The sequence below is a fragment of the Nonomuraea guangzhouensis genome (assembly GCF_019396345.1).
GTDB classification, from domain to species: Bacteria; Actinomycetota; Actinomycetes; order Streptosporangiales; family Streptosporangiaceae; genus Nonomuraea; species Nonomuraea guangzhouensis.
In genome coordinates this window covers 377,539-395,197 of the sequence record NZ_JAHKRM010000008.1, presented here as the reverse complement: position 1 = coordinate 395,197, position 17,659 = coordinate 377,539, and the positions used below count along the sequence as shown (strand labels likewise).

The 17,659-nt window shown below is 67.4% G+C and carries 19 protein-coding genes; 5 read left to right on the top strand and 14 right to left on the bottom strand.

Annotated features, from left to right (window positions below; all coding sequences use genetic code 11):
- Positions 1–209: 209 nt before the first annotated feature.
- From KME78_RS19035 to KME78_RS19010, 6 genes are all read right to left on the bottom strand, one after another.
- On the bottom strand, positions 210–680 hold the full coding sequence (locus KME78_RS19035) for a hypothetical protein (protein WP_219530400.1): 471 nt from the start codon (positions 678–680) through the stop codon (positions 210–212).
- A gap of 133 nt (positions 681–813) precedes the next feature.
- Positions 814–1,707, bottom strand: coding sequence for a sigma-70 family RNA polymerase sigma factor (locus KME78_RS19030; RefSeq protein WP_219530399.1), 894 nt, complete (start codon positions 1,705–1,707; stop codon positions 814–816).
- 10 nt (positions 1,708–1,717) lie between these two features.
- A complete protein-coding gene (locus KME78_RS19025) occupies positions 1,718–2,104 on the bottom strand; it encodes an STAS domain-containing protein (RefSeq protein WP_219530398.1) in 387 nt (128 codons plus the stop codon).
- Between the two features lie 41 nt (positions 2,105–2,145).
- On the bottom strand, positions 2,146–3,123 hold the full coding sequence (locus KME78_RS19020) for a phosphotriesterase family protein (RefSeq protein WP_219530397.1): 978 nt from the start codon (positions 3,121–3,123) through the stop codon (positions 2,146–2,148).
- Between the two features lie 57 nt (positions 3,124–3,180).
- Positions 3,181–4,611: a methionine--tRNA ligase gene (locus KME78_RS19015; RefSeq protein ID WP_219530396.1), complete on the bottom strand. Its 1,431-nt coding sequence runs from the start codon at positions 4,609–4,611 to the stop codon at positions 3,181–3,183.
- A 195-nt stretch (positions 4,612–4,806) separates the two neighbouring features.
- Positions 4,807–6,159, bottom strand: coding sequence for an RNA-guided endonuclease InsQ/TnpB family protein (locus KME78_RS19010; protein WP_246651316.1), 1,353 nt, complete (start codon positions 6,157–6,159; stop codon positions 4,807–4,809).
- 66 nt (positions 6,160–6,225) lie between these two features.
- Between KME78_RS19010 and tnpA the strand changes: the two genes are divergently transcribed.
- Positions 6,226–6,642: an IS200/IS605 family transposase gene (tnpA, locus tag KME78_RS19005; RefSeq protein WP_219530395.1), complete on the top strand. Its 417-nt coding sequence runs from the start codon at positions 6,226–6,228 to the stop codon at positions 6,640–6,642.
- A gap of 112 nt (positions 6,643–6,754) precedes the next feature.
- Here tnpA and KME78_RS19000 read toward each other — a convergent pair whose 3' ends face one another.
- Both KME78_RS19000 and KME78_RS18995 read right to left on the bottom strand, forming a co-directional pair.
- The gene (locus KME78_RS19000) at positions 6,755–8,203 is read right to left on the bottom strand and encodes an APC family permease (protein WP_308127025.1); all 1,449 of its coding nucleotides are present in this window, start codon (positions 8,201–8,203) and stop codon (positions 6,755–6,757) included.
- Between the two features lie 324 nt (positions 8,204–8,527).
- On the bottom strand, positions 8,528–9,010 hold the full coding sequence (locus KME78_RS18995; protein ID WP_219530394.1) for a universal stress protein: 483 nt from the start codon (positions 9,008–9,010) through the stop codon (positions 8,528–8,530).
- Between the two features lie 58 nt (positions 9,011–9,068).
- Here KME78_RS18995 and KME78_RS18990 point away from each other — a divergent pair, with 58 nt between their 5' ends.
- Positions 9,069–9,434, top strand: coding sequence for a hypothetical protein (locus KME78_RS18990; RefSeq protein WP_219530393.1), 366 nt, complete (start codon positions 9,069–9,071; stop codon positions 9,432–9,434).
- Here KME78_RS18990 and KME78_RS18985 read toward each other — a convergent pair.
- Positions 9,395–10,024, bottom strand: coding sequence for a DUF998 domain-containing protein (locus KME78_RS18985; RefSeq protein ID WP_219530392.1), 630 nt, complete (start codon positions 10,022–10,024; stop codon positions 9,395–9,397). The genes KME78_RS18990 and KME78_RS18985 overlap by 40 nt on opposite strands.
- Before the next feature lie 239 nt (positions 10,025–10,263).
- Here KME78_RS18985 and KME78_RS18980 point away from each other — a divergent pair, with 239 nt between their 5' ends.
- Complete coding sequence (locus tag KME78_RS18980; protein ID WP_308127024.1) at positions 10,264–11,244, top strand: aldo/keto reductase; 981 nt, start codon at positions 10,264–10,266, stop codon at positions 11,242–11,244.
- Between the two features lie 27 nt (positions 11,245–11,271).
- On the opposite strand, the gene KME78_RS18975 is transcribed toward KME78_RS18980, so the two are convergent.
- Positions 11,272–12,210 (bottom strand): anti-sigma factor RsbA family regulatory protein, encoded by a 939-nt coding sequence (locus tag KME78_RS18975; protein ID WP_219530390.1) that lies wholly within the window; start codon positions 12,208–12,210, stop codon positions 11,272–11,274.
- A gap of 180 nt (positions 12,211–12,390) precedes the next feature.
- Between KME78_RS18975 and KME78_RS18970 the strand changes: the two genes are divergently transcribed.
- A complete protein-coding gene (locus tag KME78_RS18970) occupies positions 12,391–12,945 on the top strand; it encodes a DUF1707 SHOCT-like domain-containing protein (RefSeq protein ID WP_246651314.1) in 555 nt (184 codons plus the stop codon).
- Positions 12,946–13,074: 129 nt separating this feature from the next.
- Positions 13,075–13,455 carry a DUF8711 family protein gene (locus KME78_RS18965; RefSeq protein ID WP_219530389.1) on the top strand — a complete coding sequence of 127 codons (381 nt, stop codon included), beginning with the start codon at positions 13,075–13,077 and terminating at the stop codon, positions 13,453–13,455.
- A 502-nt stretch (positions 13,456–13,957) separates the two neighbouring features.
- On the opposite strand, the gene KME78_RS18960 is transcribed toward KME78_RS18965, so the two are convergent.
- The 4 genes from KME78_RS18960 to KME78_RS18945 form a co-directional block, all read right to left on the bottom strand.
- Positions 13,958–14,353 carry a group II intron reverse transcriptase/maturase gene (locus KME78_RS18960; RefSeq protein WP_219530388.1) on the bottom strand — a complete coding sequence of 132 codons (396 nt, stop codon included), beginning with the start codon at positions 14,351–14,353 and terminating at the stop codon, positions 13,958–13,960.
- Positions 14,354–14,496: 143 nt separating this feature from the next.
- Positions 14,497–15,279 (bottom strand): IS21-like element helper ATPase IstB, encoded by a 783-nt coding sequence (gene istB, locus KME78_RS18955; protein ID WP_308127023.1) that lies wholly within the window; start codon positions 15,277–15,279, stop codon positions 14,497–14,499.
- Positions 15,280–15,397: 118 nt separating this feature from the next.
- Positions 15,398–16,897, bottom strand: coding sequence for an IS21 family transposase (gene istA / locus KME78_RS18950; RefSeq protein ID WP_219530387.1), 1,500 nt, complete (start codon positions 16,895–16,897; stop codon positions 15,398–15,400).
- Entirely contained in the window at positions 16,879–17,157 is a 279-nt protein-coding gene (locus tag KME78_RS18945) for a hypothetical protein (RefSeq protein WP_219530386.1), read from the bottom strand. The genes istA and KME78_RS18945 overlap by 19 nt, the downstream gene beginning before the upstream one ends.
- Between the last annotated feature and the right edge of the window lie 502 nt (positions 17,158–17,659).

Below are 17,659 nucleotides of genomic sequence, written 5' to 3'. Positions count from 1 at the left end.
AGTCGTGGGTGGGGGCGGCTATGCTGCGCAATGAACGTTTTACCGCCGCCCCCGCACGGGCGTCTCAAGGGAGATCTACGCAATGTACAAGGAGTTCGCCGCAGAGGCCGTGGTCTGGCTAGTCCCGGTTGTGGTCCTCATCGGCCTCGCCCTGATGGTCACCTCCTGACGGCCTGGGGCCGGACCGGGCGCGGCCCCTGGCGTCCTGGTCAGCGGTAATACTCGTAGTGGACGACCGTGTTGACGTCACGGTCGAAGCGGATCTCGCCGTCGAGCCACCGGTTCCACATGTTCGAGAGCGTACGCGTCCTGACGGTGCACCCTCCCCAGCGGGAGTGCTTGGCCCGGATGGTGCCGACGTAGTCGTAGCACGACCCGACCTTCTTGCCGTTGACCTTGAGCCGGGCGTTCAGGCTGACGGCGTAGAGGGTCGTGCGGGAGATGTTGGTGATCCGCACCTTGACGCGGCAGGTGTCCTTGCACCGGCCCCAGTAGATCTTGTACTTGATCAGATGCGGCTTGGCGGTGCTGGAGAGGGTGGCTGGCGTGTTCGCGGCCACCACCGCGAGGGCGGAAGACGGAGCCGCGGCGTTCGCGGCGGACGGCGCCGCGACCACGGCCCCTGCCACCGCCACTGCCGAGGTGACGGATAAGAGCGTGCCAACGAGACCCTTGACCATGTTGCCCCCATAAGCAACGACGTGCTGCCGCTTCCCCCTGTTGAAAGCGACGTCAGGCTCCCGATTAACCGTCAGGAAAACGGCCGAGTCAATCGGTTGTCCGACCACATCCCTATTACCCCGTTATGCGGCATTAGGAAGCCCAGGAGAGCAAGCGACTCCCCTGTCGCAGGCGTTTCAACGCCTGTTTCTCCAGTTGCCTGATGCGCTCTCTGGTGAGCCCGAGGCGTTCCGCTATTTCGGTATAGGTCCACGTTTCCTGGCCGGCCAGGCCGTACCGGAGCCTGAGGATGAAAGCCTCTCGCGGCGGGAGTGAGGTGAGCACCTGGTGCAGGTCGGCGTTGAGCGCGCGGCGCTCCATGACCTCCTGCGCCTGGAGACCGTCCTCGTCGGCGATCATGTCGCCGATGTTGCCCTCGCCGTTCTCCCCGACGGGCACGTCCAGGCTGACCGTCTCCTGGGCGAGTTGCCGCAGCACGGCGACGTGGCCGAGTGAGCGTTCGGCGGCCTTGGCGAGCTCGCCGTCGCGTGGTTCGCGTCCCAGGTCGACGGTGAGTTGCCGGGCGATCCTGGTCAGCCGCGACAGCTCTTCGGCGACGTGCGTGGGCAGCCGTACGGTGCGGCTCTTGTCGTGGATGCCGCGTTCGATGGCCTGGCGGATCCACCACATCCCGTACGTGGAGAACTTGTAGCCCCGTTTGTAGTCGAACTTCTCCACAGCCCTGATCAACCCGAGATTGCCCTCCTGGATGACGTCGAGGAGCGGAAGCCCACGGAAGGCGTAGCGTCTGGCGGCGGCCACCACCAGCCGGAGATTGGACCTGATGAGCAGGTCCTTGGCGCGCTGCCCCTCGCGGCGGACGCATTCGAGCTCCGGAGTGCCCTGGCCACGACCGATCAGGTAGCCCGAGTAGAGCCCCGCCTCGATCCGACGTGCCAGGTCCACCTCGTCCGCGGCGGAGAGCAAAGGTGTCTTTCCGATCTGCTCCAAGTACATGCCGAGCAGGTCGGGCTCTTCGGCCGACATACCACGGCGACTACCCGGTAAACGGCGGCGAACTCCCCGGTTCGTTGAGTTCTGCAATGGCGAGTTCGGCGGTGGTGCGGATATCGAAGAACTTGTCCAGCGCGGTGATGGCGAACAGATGCTTACACCTGCCGTTGAGCCCGGAAAGGAGCAACCGGCCGCCGGACGCGGTCACCGCCTTGTGCAGATAAACGAGCACAGAAAGGCCCGAAGAATCGCAGACGCTGACCGCCTGCATGTCGATGACGAGTAGGGGTGGCTGGGTCAGATCCAACGCCTTGGTGACGCGATCACGCACCTCGGCCGCGGAGCCGAAGTCGAAATCCCCCGTAAGCCTGGCGATGACACACGGTCCCTGGAGCCCGAGGCTGATCGACAAGGCCTGCTCCGAAGTCACCCAGTTCCACCTACCCGCATTGCTTGTCCGATGTCACCACTTTACGAGAAGTAGCGTCTCGGGTTGGACACCAGCATCTGCTCGATCTGATCGCCGGTCACACCCGAGTCCAGGAGTGCGGCCAAGACCTCGTCGTGGATGTGATCGTAGCGCCAGTTGGGCGCCATCGTGCTCAGCGCCTCATCCCAAGCTGTCCCAAAGTAGTCGTAAAAGCACCCGGCGTCGTGGCTGAGGACCATGCGGTCAGCGTATCCCCGCTGGCAGAGGGCGGCGATGGTGGCCACTCGGTCGGAGGTCGGGTTGTAGACATCCAGCCCAAATCTATCCATGCCTAGCGTGGCGCCCGTGTCGGCCAGGCGCATCAGGTAGTCGAGATCGTTGGTGTCGCCCGCGTGCCCGACGACGACCTTCGTCAGGTCCACGCCCTCCTTGGCGAAGAAGTCGAGGGCCAGCAGCCCGCTCTGCGTGAAGGAGTTCGTGTGGACGGTGATCGGCGCGCCGGTGCGTACGTGAGCCTGCGCGACGGCCCGGCAGATCCGCTCGACCCCGGGCGTCAGGCCCTTCTGCTCGACCACGCACTTGAGGAACGCCGCCTTGACCCCCGTGTCGGCGATGCCCTCGGTGATGTCCCGGACGAAGTCGTCGATCATCGGATCGGGTATGTCCAGGAGCAGGCCGGGACCGCGGAACTCGTACTGGTGCGGCAGCTCGTCGAAGCTGTACATGCCGGTCGCGGCGATGATGTGCAGGTCCGGCACTTCGGCGGCGATGCGCTGGATGCGGGGGATGTACCGGCCGATCCCCCACACCGTCGGGTCCACGATCGTCCGCACGCCCTTCGCCGCCGCCGCGTTGAGCTTCGTGATCGCGTCCGCGACCCGGAACTCCTCGTCCCACCAGGCACCTTTGCCGTAGTTGTCCAGATACTCGGTGGAGAGGACGAAGACGTGTTCGTGCATCAAGGTCTGACCGAGCTCATCGACGTCGACAGGGCCGCGAACGGTGTTGACGGTGGGCATGCGCGCCTCCATACCGGCTGGTCGGTGCCGCCAACGTAGGCCGCCGCATACCCACCGTCAATGGGCCAGCCGCGGGAACAACGGCTCGGGCTCGGCCAGCCGTTCCCCGTCCACCGCCGCCGCCACGCGCGCCGCCGCTGTGGGCAGGAACGGCGCCAGTTGTACGGCCAGCACCCGGCACGCGTGCACAAGCGTCGCCAGCGAGGTCTCCCGGTCGCCGGGCTCCTGCCGCCACGGCTTGACCTGTTCGACGTACTTGTTCGCCTCCTCGACGATCGTCCAGACCGCGGCGGTGGCGCGGCGGAAGTCGAAGTCCTCCAGCGCCTCGTGCACCCGCCCCGGCGCGCTCTCACAGGCCTCGACGAGGGTACGTCCGGCGACCGCGTCAACGGCGACCGCGGGGACCTCGCCGTCCCGGAACCGGTGCACCATGGTGACGACCCGGTTGACCAGGTTGCCGACGCCGTTGGCCAGATCCTCGTCGGCCCTGGCGACCAGCCGTTCCACGGTGAAGTCGGCGTCGCCGACCCGCGGCACCTCGCGCAGCAGCCACCACCGCACCGCGTCGGCGCCGTAGGCCCGCGCGATCGCCTCGGCGTCCGCGGACGTACCCGATGATTTGCTGATCTTGCGCCCGCCGGCGGTCAGGTAGTCGTGGACGAAGATCTCGGCAGGCAGCGGCAGGCCCGCCGCGAGCAGCATCGCAGGCCAGTAGACCGCGTGGAAGCGGATCACGCCCTTGCCCATCAGGTGGACCTTGCGCGGCTCCGCCACCCACCAGCGGTCGTAGTCGCCGCCGTCCAGCGCGGTGACGTAGTTGGCCAGGGCGTCCCACCACACGTACACCACCTGGGAGGGGTCTCCCGGCACCGGTATGCCCCAGCCGCGGGCCCGGTCCGCGGAGCGCGAGACGCTGATGTCGGACAGCCCGGCCTCGATGAACGCCAGCACCTCGTTCCGCCGCGCGGCCGGCTCGATCCTGAGCCATCCGCCGCAGATGAGGTCCAGTAACGCGTCCTGGTAACGCGAGAGGCGGAAGAACCAGTTCTGCTCCGAGACCCGCTGCAACGGCGCCTCGTGCTCGGGACAGGGCCCGTCGTTGTAGAACTGCTCGCAGCCGACGCAGTAGAGCCCCTCGTAGTGCCGCTGGTAAAGGTCGCCGTCGATCGCCCGCCAGATCCGCTCGACTCCCGGGCGATGCCCCGGATGACGGCTCGTCCGGATGAAGGAGTCGAAGGACAGGTCGTACGACTCGCGCAGCGCCTCGAAGGCGGCCGCGTTCCGATCGACGAGCTCCCGCACCGGGACGCCCTCCGCCTCGGCGGCCAGCACGTTCTTCAGCGAGTTGTCGTCGGTGCCGGTCTGGAAGCGCACGGGCTCGCCCCGCCGCCGGTAGTGCCGGGCCAGCACGTCGCCCTGCACGATCTCCAGGGCGTGCCCCAGGTGCGGGCGGGCGTTGACGTAAGGGATGGTGGTCGTGATGTACATCGGGTGTCTCCCAAGGGGCCCCGGACACGACAAGAGGCCCCGGTCGCAGGGCCTCGAACAAGACGTCGTCGGTGGAAGCCCCTACGGGGCCATCATCACCAGTCGCGTCGTCATGCGCTCATCGTAGCGTTCCGGCTGATACCGACGCACTCTTGACCTGCTCTCCGTCCTGAAGGGACGGGGATTCCCGTGCCGCTATGCGGCAGTTCGTGCCGCTTGCGCGGCTCGTGCTGTGGAACGGGATGCTTGACGTTTCTCGGACCCGGGTGGGTCTCCACGCCCTGAGACGACCAGCCCGGCCGCCTGTCCTTTGGCCTTGATGTTCCTCGCCGCGACGATGTCGGCGTGCTCGGTGTGCCCGCAAGACGTGCAGGAGAAGACCGCTTGGCTCTTGCGGCTCTTCTCCTCCACCTTCCCGCACGCAGGTTCCGGGCACGTCTGGGACGTGTACGCGGGGTTGATCTTATGGATGACGCTGCCGGTGTAGCGGGCCTTGGAGCGGAGGGCGACTTCCAGGCCGTTCCAGCCCTTGCCGAGAATCGCCTTGCTGAGCCCGGATTTCGCGGCCGCGCCGTTGCGCAGGAACCTGCCCGGCCGGTCGGGGTCGGGCTTGGGCTTGACGGCCGCGCTCATGCCCTTGGTGTTCAGGTCTTCGATGACCACGTGCCCGTACCTGCGGGTGAGTCGGTGCGCGGCTTGGGCGTTGAAGTCAGCGCGCCGCCACCGCACCCGCCGCATGATCTCACTCATCGCGGCCACGACCCTCTTGCGCCGCTTCGACCCCTTCTTCGTGCGGGCGAGTCGGCGTTGCAGCCGCAGATACCGTTCCGCTTCGCCGGGCGTGAGATACCCGAGGTCGTCCTCCCGGTTCCCCCGCTCCTCCCGACCCCTTCTCCTCTCCGGTGGGAGCTCCCTCGAGGAAACACCGTCAGTTCCGGCGTGACGGCGGTCGAAGAACTCCCCATCCGAGGTCACGGCGGCCGTGACCACCCCCCGGTCCACGCCCACCCACTGAGGGCACGCATGCTGCTCACGCTCGGCGATCCCATCGTCGACCAGGAAACTGATGAACCAGTGCCTGCCGTCCCGCGACACGGTCGCGGACTTGACGCTCCCCCCAAGCGGGCGCGACATCCGAAACCGCGCCCACCCGAACTTGGGCAGGAACACCCGCCCCCACCTGCGGCCTACCCGCTCAACGGGCAGGTGTTTGGCGGTGGGGAACCGAAACGACGGCCGCCCCCTCGCCTTCGACTTCCAGCCCACCTTCCACGTGCCATGCTTGCGACACGCCTGGTCCAAGTCCTTCAGCGTCTGCTGGATCACCTGGGCAGGGGCGTCCGCGAGCCAGGCGCAGTACGGGTCCTTCTTCGCTTCGGCGAGCTGCTTGCACTGCTGCTCATAGTTGATCCACTGCCCGCGCCGCCGATAATCCCGCCGTTGTTCCAGACCGGTGTTCCACACGGCCCGGCAGATCCCGCCCAGCCTTTCGGCGAACGCCCGCTGCCCGAAGTCGAACTCCAGGCGGTACTTCCGGCCCGCCAACATGCGCAACACCCCCTGCCCCACGGGACGCTTGCATCTCACCGACTCGAACACATTATCATCTGGTCTATGAGCCAGAAAGTGGAATATCGACGAGGCAGACACGTGGTTTCCGCGATGCACGTCCATCTGGTCTTTGTCACCAAATATCGCGGAAACGTGTTCGACGACGCGATGCTACGCCGCTGCGAAGACATCATGATCGAGGTATGCGACAGCTTCGAGGCCGAACTCCGCGCGTTCAACGGCGAACACGACCACGTCCACCTGCTCATCCACTACCCGCCCAAGATCGCGATCAGCAAACTCGTCAACTCGTTGAAAGGCGTCTCCTCGCACTACCTCCGCAAGGAATTCACCAGCCCGGACAACCCCGCCATCATGCACGGCCCCTTCTGGTCACCCAGCTACTTCGCCGCCTCCTGCGGCGGAGCCCCACTATCGATCATCAAGGCGTACATTGAACAACAGCGCCGCCCCACCTGAGGTTCCGGCTCCGCGCTCCGGGATGCCCGGCCTCAAGAGCCGAGGCTTTCTGCAGACCTTCGGTAAATCACCCACTCCGGACAGAGCCCCCGCGCTTGCCGAGCACCCCGCGTCACGGAGGCCCGCGATGGCGGACCTTCCAGATGATCAGGCCGACCGCGAAGACGGCGAGGCCCGCGAGCACGGACGTCAGTGGCAGGGTCGCGGCCAGCAGCAGGCAGAGGGCCAGCCCGAGCGCCGGTACGGCCTTGGGCGGGGCGCCCTCGTCCGGCCCGAGGGTGAGCGCGCAGGCGTTGGCGATGGCGTAATAGACCAGGACGCCGAACGACGAGAAGCCGATCGCCCCGCGCAGGTCCGCCACCAGCAGCAACCCGACCACCACCACGCCCACGGCCAGCTCGGCCCGGCGGGGGACCTCGGTCGCGGAATGGACCTCGGCCAAGAGCCCAGGAAGATCGCGCCTGCGCGCCATGGCGAGGACTGTGCGAGAGACACCGAGAAGGAGGGCCAGCAGCGCCCCCAGCGCCGCCACCGCCGCGCCCGTACTGACCACCGGCCGCAACCAGGCCGCGCCGGACGCGGTGGCCACGTCGGCGAGCGGGGCGTCGGACGCGCCGAGCGACGTGGGGCCCAGCACGGACAGCGCGGTGACGGCGACCAGGGCGTAGACCACCAGCGTGACGGCCAGAGCGGCGGTGATGGCGCGGGGGATGGTGCGTGCCGGGTCGCGGACCTCTTCGCCGAGCGTGGCGATCCTGGCGTACCCGGCGAAGGCGAAGAACAGCAGGCCCGCGCCCTGGAGAACATCCCACGGGGTGGGGTGGTAGGCCTCTTCGACCTGCACCGCGATCGCGTAGAACCGGGCGACCCCGTCGTTCTCGGGGACGAGAGCGGCGAGCTTCTCGGGAGAGAGGTCGATCCTCTGGTCCTTGTCGACGATGCGCGCGTTCGACGGCAGACCGTCCGCCGAGAGGGCGCCGTCCTCGGAGCCGTCCGCCGAGAGGGCGCCGTCCTCGGAGCCGGTCGCCGAGATGGCACCGGCCTCGGAGCCGATCGCCGAGGAGGCGTCAGGGCCGTTCAGCAGCCCGACGGCGACCACCGCGACCAGGACCGCCAGCACGAACGCCACCATCACCCGGGCCACGACGGCCGAGCGCTGAACCCCGAACAGGTTGAGCGCGGTCAGCGCCACCACGGCGGCGATGGCGAGGGGCCGGGCCAGACCGGGCGCCACGTACGAGCCGAAGGTCAGCGCCATCGCCGCGCAGGAGGCGGTCTTGCCGACGGTGAAGCCCCAGCCCGCGAGGTAACCCCAGACCGGGCCGAGCCGCCGCCTGCCGTAGACGTAGGTGCCGCCCGACTCGGGATAGAGGGCGGCGAGGCGTGCGGAGGAGGTCGCGTTGCAGTAGGCGACGACGGCGGCGAGGGCGAGGGCGGCGAGCAGCCATGAACCTGCGGCCGCCGCGGCGGGCGCGAAGGCGGCGAACACCCCGGCGCCGATCATCGCGCTCAGCCCCACGACCACCGCGTCGGCGGTGCCGAGACGCCGTGACAGCTCCACCCCTGCCCTCCTCGTTCCACTGGCTGGCAGCCACTATGCACCACGCCGCCGACAAAAGAACCACGGGCGAAAGGCGGCCCGGCGAACGGCGGCCCGGCTAATCCGAGTAGCCCGGCTGGTCCGACTGGTCCGCAGGTCCGGCCGGCCCGGCTGGTCCGCAGGTCCGGCTGGTCCGCAGGTCCGGCTGGCCCGGCTGGTCCGCAGGTCCGATAGGTCCGCGGGTCCGACAGGTCCAGTTGGTCTGCGGGCCCGGCTGGCCCAGCTGGCCCGGCTGGCCCGCGGGTCCGCAGGTCCCGACAGGGCTGCAGGTCCCGACCGGGCTGGTTAGTCCGGCAGGTCTGACTTATCCGGCGCGGGCACCACCAGCACCGGCCGGCGCGCGTGGTGCAGGACCCGGTCGGACGTGCTCCCGAGCAGCAGTGACTTCACCCCGCCCAGCCCCCGCGTACCGGTGACGATCAACGTGGCCCTGACATCGTCCGCCACCTCCACAATGCTCGACCACACGGCGAGCGCGCCCGGCTCGCATCGCGGCGTCGCGTCGAACCCCACCTGCCTGGCCAGCTCCGCGCCCTGCTCGGCGAGCTGCCTCATGGCCTCTCCGACGGCTTCATCCGCGACGGGCGAATCATCGATGGTCATCATCAACCCGGCCGACGCCCGCGCCGAGGCCATCCCCTGGGGTTCCCATACGGTCAGCACAACGGCGCGCCGGCCGGCCAGCAGCGTGCCCGCGAAGGCGATCGCCGCCTTGGCGTCGTCCGAGCCGTCGTACGCGATCAGAATGGTCGTTTCAGCTGCTTCCATAGCCGAGGTCTTTCCTGAGCGGCCCGTTTCACGCCCATGAGCCGGGTAGCCAGCGGTTATGACAGTCACTCGATTCAAGGACCTGCCTCTGGCCGACCGTGACCGCGAGTGGGACTCGGCGGCGGCCGACAAACGAGTCCGCAAGTGGGCGGGCGCCGAGGACGGGCCCGACGAGAAGTACCGAGAGGCCTTTCTCTGGTACGACGGCGACAACGCCGACGAGTTCGGCAGCTTCAAGCTGCCGATCGCCGACGTCGTGGGCGGTGAGCTGAAGGTCGTCCCGCGGGCCGTGATCTCCGCCGCCGGTGTCGTCGACGGCGCCAGGGGCGGGGTCGACGTACCGAAGGGCGACATCGATCGGATCAAGTCGCACCTGGCCAGGTACTACGCCAAGATGGGCGACACGCCACCCTGGGAGCGCTGAATCGACGGCTTGAGCAGCGACAACCCGGCCAGGGCGAGCACCCCGATCTCGGTGACGACCACGACCCGCTGGGTGAGCCCGGCGGGGATCTCGTCGTTGGACAGCGGGATGCCGAACATCCGCACGACGTAGGGGATCACGACGAGCAGCAGCGCGCCCAGCGCCACCGCACTCAGGACCCGTACGGCCCTGGCGTACCGGACCCGCGCGTTGGCCAGCAGCATCCCCGCGGCCGGCATCACCAGGAAAGCGGCGAAGGCGGCATACCTATGGATGCCTCCCGACAGCGACAGCGGCACGCCCGGGCGGTCCGTAGGAAAGGCACCGATCAGGAACATGCTCCCGCCCCACGCCAGCAGCAGCAGGACGACCCACAGGCTCGCCCCGGCCCGGCGCAGCGACTCGGCGATCAGCGCCGAGCCGAACGCGAAGAGCGTCAGCGAGGTCGGCAGCAGCCACCCCAGGGGCTGGAAGGCGTACTCGCTGATCACGCTGTGCAGCGGGTCGAGACCCGATTCGGTGTGCAAGGTGAGCATGGTGCCGGCCCCGGTGCCGATGGCCGCGAATCCGCTGAGAAGCAATGCCTTCATGCTTCAAAGCTCGTGGAATACGGGCTTCCGGAGTATCGGAGATCGACCCGAAGGGGCCCTGAACGACCCCTTAATACCTTGGTCGTAGCGCCTCGGGGGGATGCCCGCTGACCTGCGGAAAACCACCCCTGGGTAGGGCGGGCCCCCTCAGGGTGGGTACCGTCGGCGGTAGCCGGTTTGACTTAGAGCGCGCTCTAAGGGCCAGTCTGTAGCTCTACCCGGTAAGAAGCCTACAGAGGATGGACATGAACGAGCGCACTCTCGGCACCGGTGGCCCGCAGGTCTCCGCCCTCGGACTCGGCTGCATGGGCATGTCTGAGTTTTACGGCCAAGGCACTGAAAACGAGTCGATTGCCGTCATTCACCGCGCACTTGAGCTTGGTGTGAATTTTCTGGACACCGCTGATATGTACGGCAGTGGGCACAACGAGGAGCTCGTCGGCCGGGCCATCAAGGACCGCCGCGACCAGGTGGTGCTGGCCACCAAGTTCGGCATCAGGCGCGAGGGCGGCAGCCGCTCCATCGACAACTCCCCCGAGTACATCAGGGCCGCCTGCGACGCCTCGCTCCAGCGCCTCGGCGTCGACCACATCGACCTCTACTACATGCACCGCCGCAACCCCCAGGTGCCGATCGAGGAGTCGGTCGGCGCGATGGCCGAGCTCGTACGGCAGGGCAAGGTCAGGCACCTGGGCCTGTCGGAGGTAGGCGCGCAGACGCTGCGCAAGGCCGCGGCCACGCACCCGATCGCCGCCCTGCAGAGCGAGTATTCGCTGTTCACCAGGGACATCGAGGGCGAGATCCTGCCCACGGCCCGCGAGCTGGGCATCGCGCTGGTGGCGTACTCGCCGATCAGCCGCGGCTTCCTCACTGGCACGCTCGCCCCCGCCGACCAGCTGCCCGACGACGACTTCCGCAAGTGGTTGCCGCGCAACTCGGGGGAGAACGCCGAGCACAACGCCCGGCTCACCGCCGAGGTCCTGCGGATCGCCGCGGCGGCCGGGATCACCGGCGCGCAGCTCTCCCTGGCCTGGCTGCTGGCCCAGGGCGACGACATCGTGCCCATCCCGGGCACCAAGCGGCTGAAGTATCTGGAGGAGAACACCGCGGCCGACTCGATCACGCTGACCGCGGAGCAGCTGGCCGAGCTGGCGCGGGCCGTACCGGCTGACGCCGTGCGCGGCTCCCGCTATCCGGACATGTCATCGATCGAGTCGTGAGCCCCGCAGGTCAGCGAGCCGGGCAGGTCAGTGATCGGCCCGTGAGCCGGGCAGGTCGAAGTAGGCCCTGATCACGGTGGTGCCGGCTCGCGTGTGGACCCGGACCAGGTCGCTGAGCAGGTTGACGATCAGCAGACCGCGCGAGCCGGGCGTACGCGGATCGACCGGCACCCGCCCGGCCAGCGGGTCGATGATGTGGCCGGTGTCGCTGATCTCGCACACCAGCCGGTCGGCTTCGGTCCAGATCCTGATCAGCCCGGAGCCGCCGCCGTGATCGAGGCTGTTGGCGCCGAGCTCGGCGACCGTCAGGCGGATGTCGTCGAGCTTGGCGCGGCCGAACCCGAGGTCGGCGGCCCGCCTGGCGGCCAGGCCACGGGCGGCGGTCAGGTTGGTGTGGTCGAAGCGGAGCGAGAGGAAGTCGGCGGGCTCGCCCAGCGGCTGGTTGTGCCCGTCGACCACCTTGTGGGGCGCGTAGTCGCCGCTGTGCCACTCGCCGGAGCCGTCGCGGAGCACGGGATGGGTCAGCTCGGCCTCGCGGATGACCTCAGGATCGAGCCCGTCGAGGTCGTAGGGGCACAGGATCGTGACGTGGCGGCCGGTGAAGGCGTAGTTGATCAGCGCCTCGTGCTGGGCGCAGGCCGGATATTCCGTCACGGTGCGGCCCGGCCAGATGGGCTCGCCGATGATCCGTACGTGACCACCGAGATGGCGGTCGGCGAACTCGCGGAGCACGGCGGGGATGATGCGGCCCGGGTTGCGCCCCGCGCTGGTCATGTCGAGCAGGAGCACCTCGTCGGCGTCGGACCCCAGATCGGCCCGGATCAAGGCGAGATTTTTGGGCGGCACGGCGACCGCGACAGGCTCTCCCAAATTCAGCCCTTCACGGACAAAAGCCGTGGTGGCAGCCACATACTCCCGATCTCCTCGGTAGAAGAGCGCCGGGTGCACGAACGGGTCATCCGCCATCACAATTCAAGCTACCTCGCGATGAGGTCTTTACGGCAATCCGTTGGGTATCCAGGTGTTATGAAGAAACTCCAGATCGTGCGGCCCACGAAGCCCTCCCCCCGGCCGCTCCCTCTCGATCTGCGTACGCCCTCCGGCCGACGCCTCCCGTTCTGACCCAGGCGAACTTATGCTCGTGACATGTCGGATTTGCAGATGCGCGTCTCTGATGAGGATCGCGAGCGTGGCGCGCGAAAGCTGCAGGAAGCGTTCATGGAAGGCCGCCTCACCCAGCTGGAGCTGGAGGATCGGCTCGAACTGGCCCTCACCGCGCGAACCTACGGCGACCTGCTCGGCCTGATCGCTGACCTGCCGGCCGACGCGCCGGCGGTCGACGAGGTGGTGGAGCTGGCGTCCAAGAACGGCCACATCCAGCGCTCAGGAGACTGGGCGGTCCCCCGCAGGCTCAGGGTCGCCTCCAAGTACGGCAGCGTCGAGCTCGACCTGTCGGAGGCGGTCATCCCCCATCCGGTCGTCGAGATCGACCTCGACCTCAAGTACGGCTCGGCCAAGATCGTGCTGCCCGACGGCGCCGCCGCCGACATCGACAGGTTCCGCGCGGACTGGGGCAGCACGGTGACGACGAACGTACCGGGCCGGGCCCAGCCGGGCGCGCTCTATGTCGTGGTGAGCGGCGAGACGAAGTACGGGAGCCTGACGATCCGCTATCCGCGCAAGCGCTGGTTCACCCACTGATCGAAGATCGCCTGCTGGCTGCCCGCTTTACAACGACTTGATACCTAAGGTGCTAGTGAGGTGCAAGCGAGGATCAAGGGTTGCTCCATAATGTCGCTTCGTCACTGAACGCAACGAAGGGCATTACCAATGACTCCCCCTCGTCGTCGGATCGCCATCGCGGTCGCGGCGCTCTCCCTTGCCGGCCTCACCACCGCCTGCGGTGCCATCGGTAACGCGGTGGACTGTAACCAGGTCGGAACGGAAGTCACGAAGATCATGACCGAGTTCAACGGAGGCTTGAGCTCAGCCGCGACCGACCCCAAGTCCTTTGAGAAGGCCGGGGATGAGGCCGCCGCCAAGGTGAAGACCCTGGCCGGCAAATACGACGGCGACCTCGCGTCCGCGCTCAATGATCTTTCCTCCGGGCTCGATGGCATCAAGATCGATGCCAAGGACCCCACCAGCTCGATGGAGTCTGTCCAGAAGTTGCAGGGCTTCGTAACGAAGATCCAGAGCGCCTGCAGCTGAAGTCTCCGATTCGCCGGACCGCCTGTGGTGGCGGGGCGCGGCGAATCGATCTATACCTGTAGGCGATACTGAGGCCCTTAGCAGGCAAACGGGTGATTCGGATTGAATCCCGGTTTCAGTGGATACCGTGGCCGGATCGCCCGGGGGAATCTCACCCGGGTCCCACCAAGTGAAGTCGGCCGCCGGCGAGGGTCTACGGCCGGGTCCTTGTCCGTCGGTCTCTTCCAGAACGGGACGTGCGAGTTTCCCCGCACACGCTCTCCAGTGATCATTTCGGATAAAGCTTGGTGGCCCGCCCGGCGTGGATGTCCTCATGGCAGCGTCGGCAGATCATCAGGGTCTTGCACCGTCACATGGCCATTAGATGATCCATACGGGTTTCTCCCGGTATCCCGGCTGGTTGAGGTCGGCGAGTTCGCGGATGTGGTGGACTACCAACCCCTCCGTGAACTCGCAGATCTCGCAGCGTCCGACAAGAAGCCGATGGATCAGCCCGTTGCGCTTAGCACCGGTCGATGAGGACGGCTGCGCGTGCCCGTTTAAGCGGGATCCCGCCGAAGTGGACGACCAGTGGCTTCCTGCCCCGATCACGTTCGACGGTGACCTGGAAGACCGTGCGCGGTCCCGCTGGAGTCCCGATTGCGACCTTATGCTTTCGAGTCATCGCGTTGACCGCGCAGCGGTGTTTCCTGGCCGGCGTCTTCAGCATGGGCATTTCCATCACCCAGCGGAGCTTGCCGAGGCGGAAGACGTCCTGGGCGAGCAGGCAGTACTGGACCAGCCCGGCGTATTCGGAGCCGTACCTGGCGACGATGGCGAAACCGTCGTCTCGGATCAGAGCACCGCGCTGGGCTGGTTTCCCCTGCACAGCAACGCTTCCGTTGGCTGCAACGGACACGCCTCCTTCAGCATTCGTGGCGCACGACCCGCTGAAATACCTCCCGCACCATCGACTTGGGAATGTCAAACGACTTGATGTCGGCGTACTACCTCACATGTCGTTTCCCGTACGACCTGACATGTAGGTGGGCTCCGGTGTGATCATTCTGTCACAGATGGTGATATAGGTGTTGGATCGGGTGCGGAGAGTCGCTCTTTGAGTCGCCAGCTCGGGCCGTTGATGGAGATCACGTCGCAGTGGTGGAGGAAGCGGTCGAGGATCGCGGTGGCCAGGACCTCGTCGGTGAAGACCTGTCCCCATTCGCTGAAGGCCTTGTTGCTGGTGATGATGATCGAGCCTTTCTCGTAGCGGCGGGAAACGAGTTGGAAGACAAGGTTGGCGTCGGCGCGATCGAGGGGCAGATAGCCCACCTCGTCGACGATCAATAGCGAGGGGCGGAGGTAGGAGCGGATCTGCCAGCCGAGTTTGCCCTGGGCAGAGGCCAGGCGGAGCTTGGCGACCAGGTCGTCCAGGCTGGTGAAGTAGACGCTGAACCCGGCTTGGCAGGCCGCGACCGCGAGGGCGACGGCCAGGTGGCTTTTGCCGACGCCGGGCGGGCCGAGCAGCGCGATGTTGGCGCGGGCCTCGACGAAGGCCAGGGTGGCCAGGTCCCGGATCTTGCGGACGTCCAGATCGGGCTGGAAGGTGAAGTCGAAGTCGTCGAGGGTTTTGTGGTGCGGCAGCCCGGACAGTTTCAACGCGTTGCGGAAGCGGCGGCCGTCTTTGACGCCGGCTTCCTCGCCGAGGGCCAGGTCGAGGAAGTCCAGGTAGCCCATGGTGGCATCTTCTGCGCGTTTGACGAGATCGGGGACGACCTCGGCGAGGTGGAGCAGGCCGAGTTTGGTGGCGGTGTCGCGGATGCGGGTGGCGATGAGCTCGCTCACGATGGTCTCCTTGCCGGTGTTGCTGGCGGTGTTGCTGCTGGTGTTCGGCGGCCAAGCCGGGAATAGGGTGGTGATGGGATGCGCGTTGGTCGCGGTCGCGACTGTGCGCGTCGGCGGGTCAGGCGGCCGCGCGGGCCAGCCGGTGCAGCTTGACCGACTGCGTGCCGAGCTCGTCGATGAGATCGGCGGGCGGCCGGTGGTGCAGGAAGCGGGCCAGGTCGGCCAGGACGTCGTCACCGCTGTGCAGCAGCCAGTCCTCCACCAGCGTCAGCAGCTGGGCCAGCTCCTGCAGTTCGCCGTGATGCAGGGGCAGGCAGCTGGTCAGGTCGGTGGCCGTGAGCCAGGCCCCGTCGCCGGGGCGGATCAGCACGAACCCCGTCGTTGTCGTTGTCGTTGTTGTGGTGGTTGGCTTGCTCATCGTCGTGTCTCCCGGTCTCGGTCGGTCAGGAATGCGGCCCGGTCGTAGTCGGCCAGGCAGCGGCGGGCCACGGGAGTGGCTGCGGCCGGGTTGTCTGCCAGCATCGCGGTCAGCGGGTTCGGTTCCGGCCGCTCGACGTGCCCGCCGCCCGACCCGCGGCCGGACCCGCCGCCGAGGTCGGTGCGCTCGAGGAGGGTTGCGCGGGTGTGTCCGTCGGGCAGTCCGTCCCAGTGGGCGGCATCGACCATCCACGAGCCGCGCCGTGGCGCGCGGGCGTGCACCGCGAGCAAGGCCACCACCATCGATCTGCAGGGCGTGCAACGCGATCATCTCGGCGCACGCGCGGATCTGGACATGCTGTCCGGCCCGCACCAGCCGGGCGGGCACCGAGTAGAGCGACGCCTCGAAGCTGACCAGGCAGTCCTTGCCCACGCGCCGCAGGTGGTGATCGGCTACCACATACGGCAGGTCGGGGAGCGGCGACAGCGCCGCGTGGTCGGCCAGGGCGCGTTCGCCGATCGGCCGGCCGTGGGTGCGGTGAACCTGGCCGCGGCGGATCGGCACCCACGCGGCGAACGCGGCATCCAGATCGGCCAGGTCCTCCAGACGGCGTCCGGCCAGCACGTGCTGACGCACGATCTCCACCTGCCGCTCGACCCTGCCCTTGCCCGTGGGCCGGTAGGCGACCAGCGGGTCGACCTCGAAGCCGTAGTGCGCAGCGAACGCGGCCGCCTCGGGATGCAGCGGAACCGCCTGACCGGGCCCGACATGCCGTTTGACCACGGTCTTGGTCCGGTCGTAGACGATCGAGCCCGGCACACCGCCGAAATGCGCGAACGCCCGCCGGTGACAGTCCCAGAAGGTCACCAGATCCATCGAGGTGGTGAAGCAGCAGAACGGGTCCCGCGAGTACGACAACACCATGTGGAAGGAGTAGACCTTGCCGATCCCGGCGTGGGCGAGCAGGTCGCCTTCTTCGCCCCAGTCCACCTGGGCTTGGGCGCCCGGCGTGGTCTCGAACCGGCGGTGCAGCCCGCGCATCCGCTCACTCGCCACCTCGGTGCCGGCCTCGGCGGCCAGACGGGGCCGCGCCTGCGTCACATACAGCTTCACCCGCTGGTAGGAGCGGTCATAGCCGTGCTCGGCGACCAACCGTTCGTAGATGACCGACGCCTTCATCATCAGATCAGCGCGGAGCATCGCGTCATCACTCCCGTGTACGGGGTGACCACCTGCGGCTGACTGCCCTTACGCGAAGGCGCTGCCGGAGGCGTCGCCCCGGCTGGTTCGGTGAGGTACTTCTTGACGGTGCGCCAGTCCACACCACATGCCTCGGCGATTTCTTTGTAGGTGGCGCCCGCCTCATGCAGGGCGCGGAAACGTCGTATGTTCATCCAGGACTCCGGATCCAGGATCATGAAGATGGTCATCTTTCGGGTTGTCTGCTTGGCCGCCGACAATCCGAAAAATGATCAACTTCATGGCGAGTAGTCAGGTCAACTCGCCGGAGCCCCACCGACACGTGAGGTCGTACCTTCAGCTACATGTGAGGTCGTACGCGGACACTTGACTCCGGTCAGCGGCCTCGATCCGTTCACCCGGCTCCTCCCGGGGTCTCCGCTTGACCATCAAGCACGATCGGGACAACCCGCCCCCTTGGCTCGCATCGGGTGGCCCGGAGGAATCTCACCCCCGGGCCACCCAGCGCCTTGGCTCCACTCCCATTACAGAGGCTTCATCACTCCCACGAGTCGGTTCGTCCCCCTGCCACGCACTGGTGCTGAGCTTCTCACAGTTTCAGTTGTTTGAGGTTTCTTTTATCGCCAACCGTCCTTCAACTCGACCGGCGGCAGCATCGTTGTGCGGGATTCCACGGTCGCCGCAACCGAGCTCGCTCCACCTTTATGCCGGGCACCACCCGGCCAGGAGTACAGGAACCCGTCAGATTCCTCTTGGGGCAAC

What these genes read in the sequence shown, in the direction of transcription:
- KME78_RS19035 (WP_219530400.1), bottom strand. Translation starts at nt 680, where the DNA reads ATGGTCAAGGGTCTCGTTGGCACGCTCTTATCCGTCACCTCGGCAGTG.
- KME78_RS19030 (WP_219530399.1), bottom strand. Translation starts at nt 1,707, where the DNA reads ATGTCGGCCGAAGAGCCCGACCTGCTCGGCATGTACTTGGAGCAGATC.
- KME78_RS19020 (WP_219530397.1), bottom strand. Translation starts at nt 3,123, where the DNA reads ATGCCCACCGTCAACACCGTTCGCGGCCCTGTCGACGTCGATGAGCTC.
- KME78_RS19015 (WP_219530396.1), bottom strand. Translation starts at nt 4,611, where the DNA reads ATGTACATCACGACCACCATCCCTTACGTCAACGCCCGCCCGCACCTG.
- KME78_RS19010 (WP_246651316.1), bottom strand. Translation starts at nt 6,159, where the DNA reads ATGTTGGCGGGCCGGAAGTACCGCCTGGAGTTCGACTTCGGGCAGCGG.
- tnpA (WP_219530395.1), top strand. Translation starts at nt 6,226, where the DNA reads ATGAGCCAGAAAGTGGAATATCGACGAGGCAGACACGTGGTTTCCGCG.
- KME78_RS18995 (WP_219530394.1), bottom strand. Translation starts at nt 9,010, where the DNA reads ATGGAAGCAGCTGAAACGACCATTCTGATCGCGTACGACGGCTCGGAC.
- KME78_RS18990 (WP_219530393.1), top strand. Translation starts at nt 9,069, where the DNA reads ATGACAGTCACTCGATTCAAGGACCTGCCTCTGGCCGACCGTGACCGC.
- KME78_RS18985 (WP_219530392.1), bottom strand. Translation starts at nt 10,024, where the DNA reads ATGAAGGCATTGCTTCTCAGCGGATTCGCGGCCATCGGCACCGGGGCC.
- KME78_RS18980 (WP_308127024.1), top strand. Translation starts at nt 10,264, where the DNA reads ATGGACATGAACGAGCGCACTCTCGGCACCGGTGGCCCGCAGGTCTCC.
- KME78_RS18975 (WP_219530390.1), bottom strand. Translation starts at nt 12,210, where the DNA reads ATGGCGGATGACCCGTTCGTGCACCCGGCGCTCTTCTACCGAGGAGAT.
- KME78_RS18970 (WP_246651314.1), top strand. Translation starts at nt 12,391, where the DNA reads ATGTCGGATTTGCAGATGCGCGTCTCTGATGAGGATCGCGAGCGTGGC.
- KME78_RS18965 (WP_219530389.1), top strand. Translation starts at nt 13,075, where the DNA reads ATGACTCCCCCTCGTCGTCGGATCGCCATCGCGGTCGCGGCGCTCTCC.
- istA (WP_219530387.1), bottom strand. Translation starts at nt 16,897, where the DNA reads ATGCTCCGCGCTGATCTGATGATGAAGGCGTCGGTCATCTACGAACGG.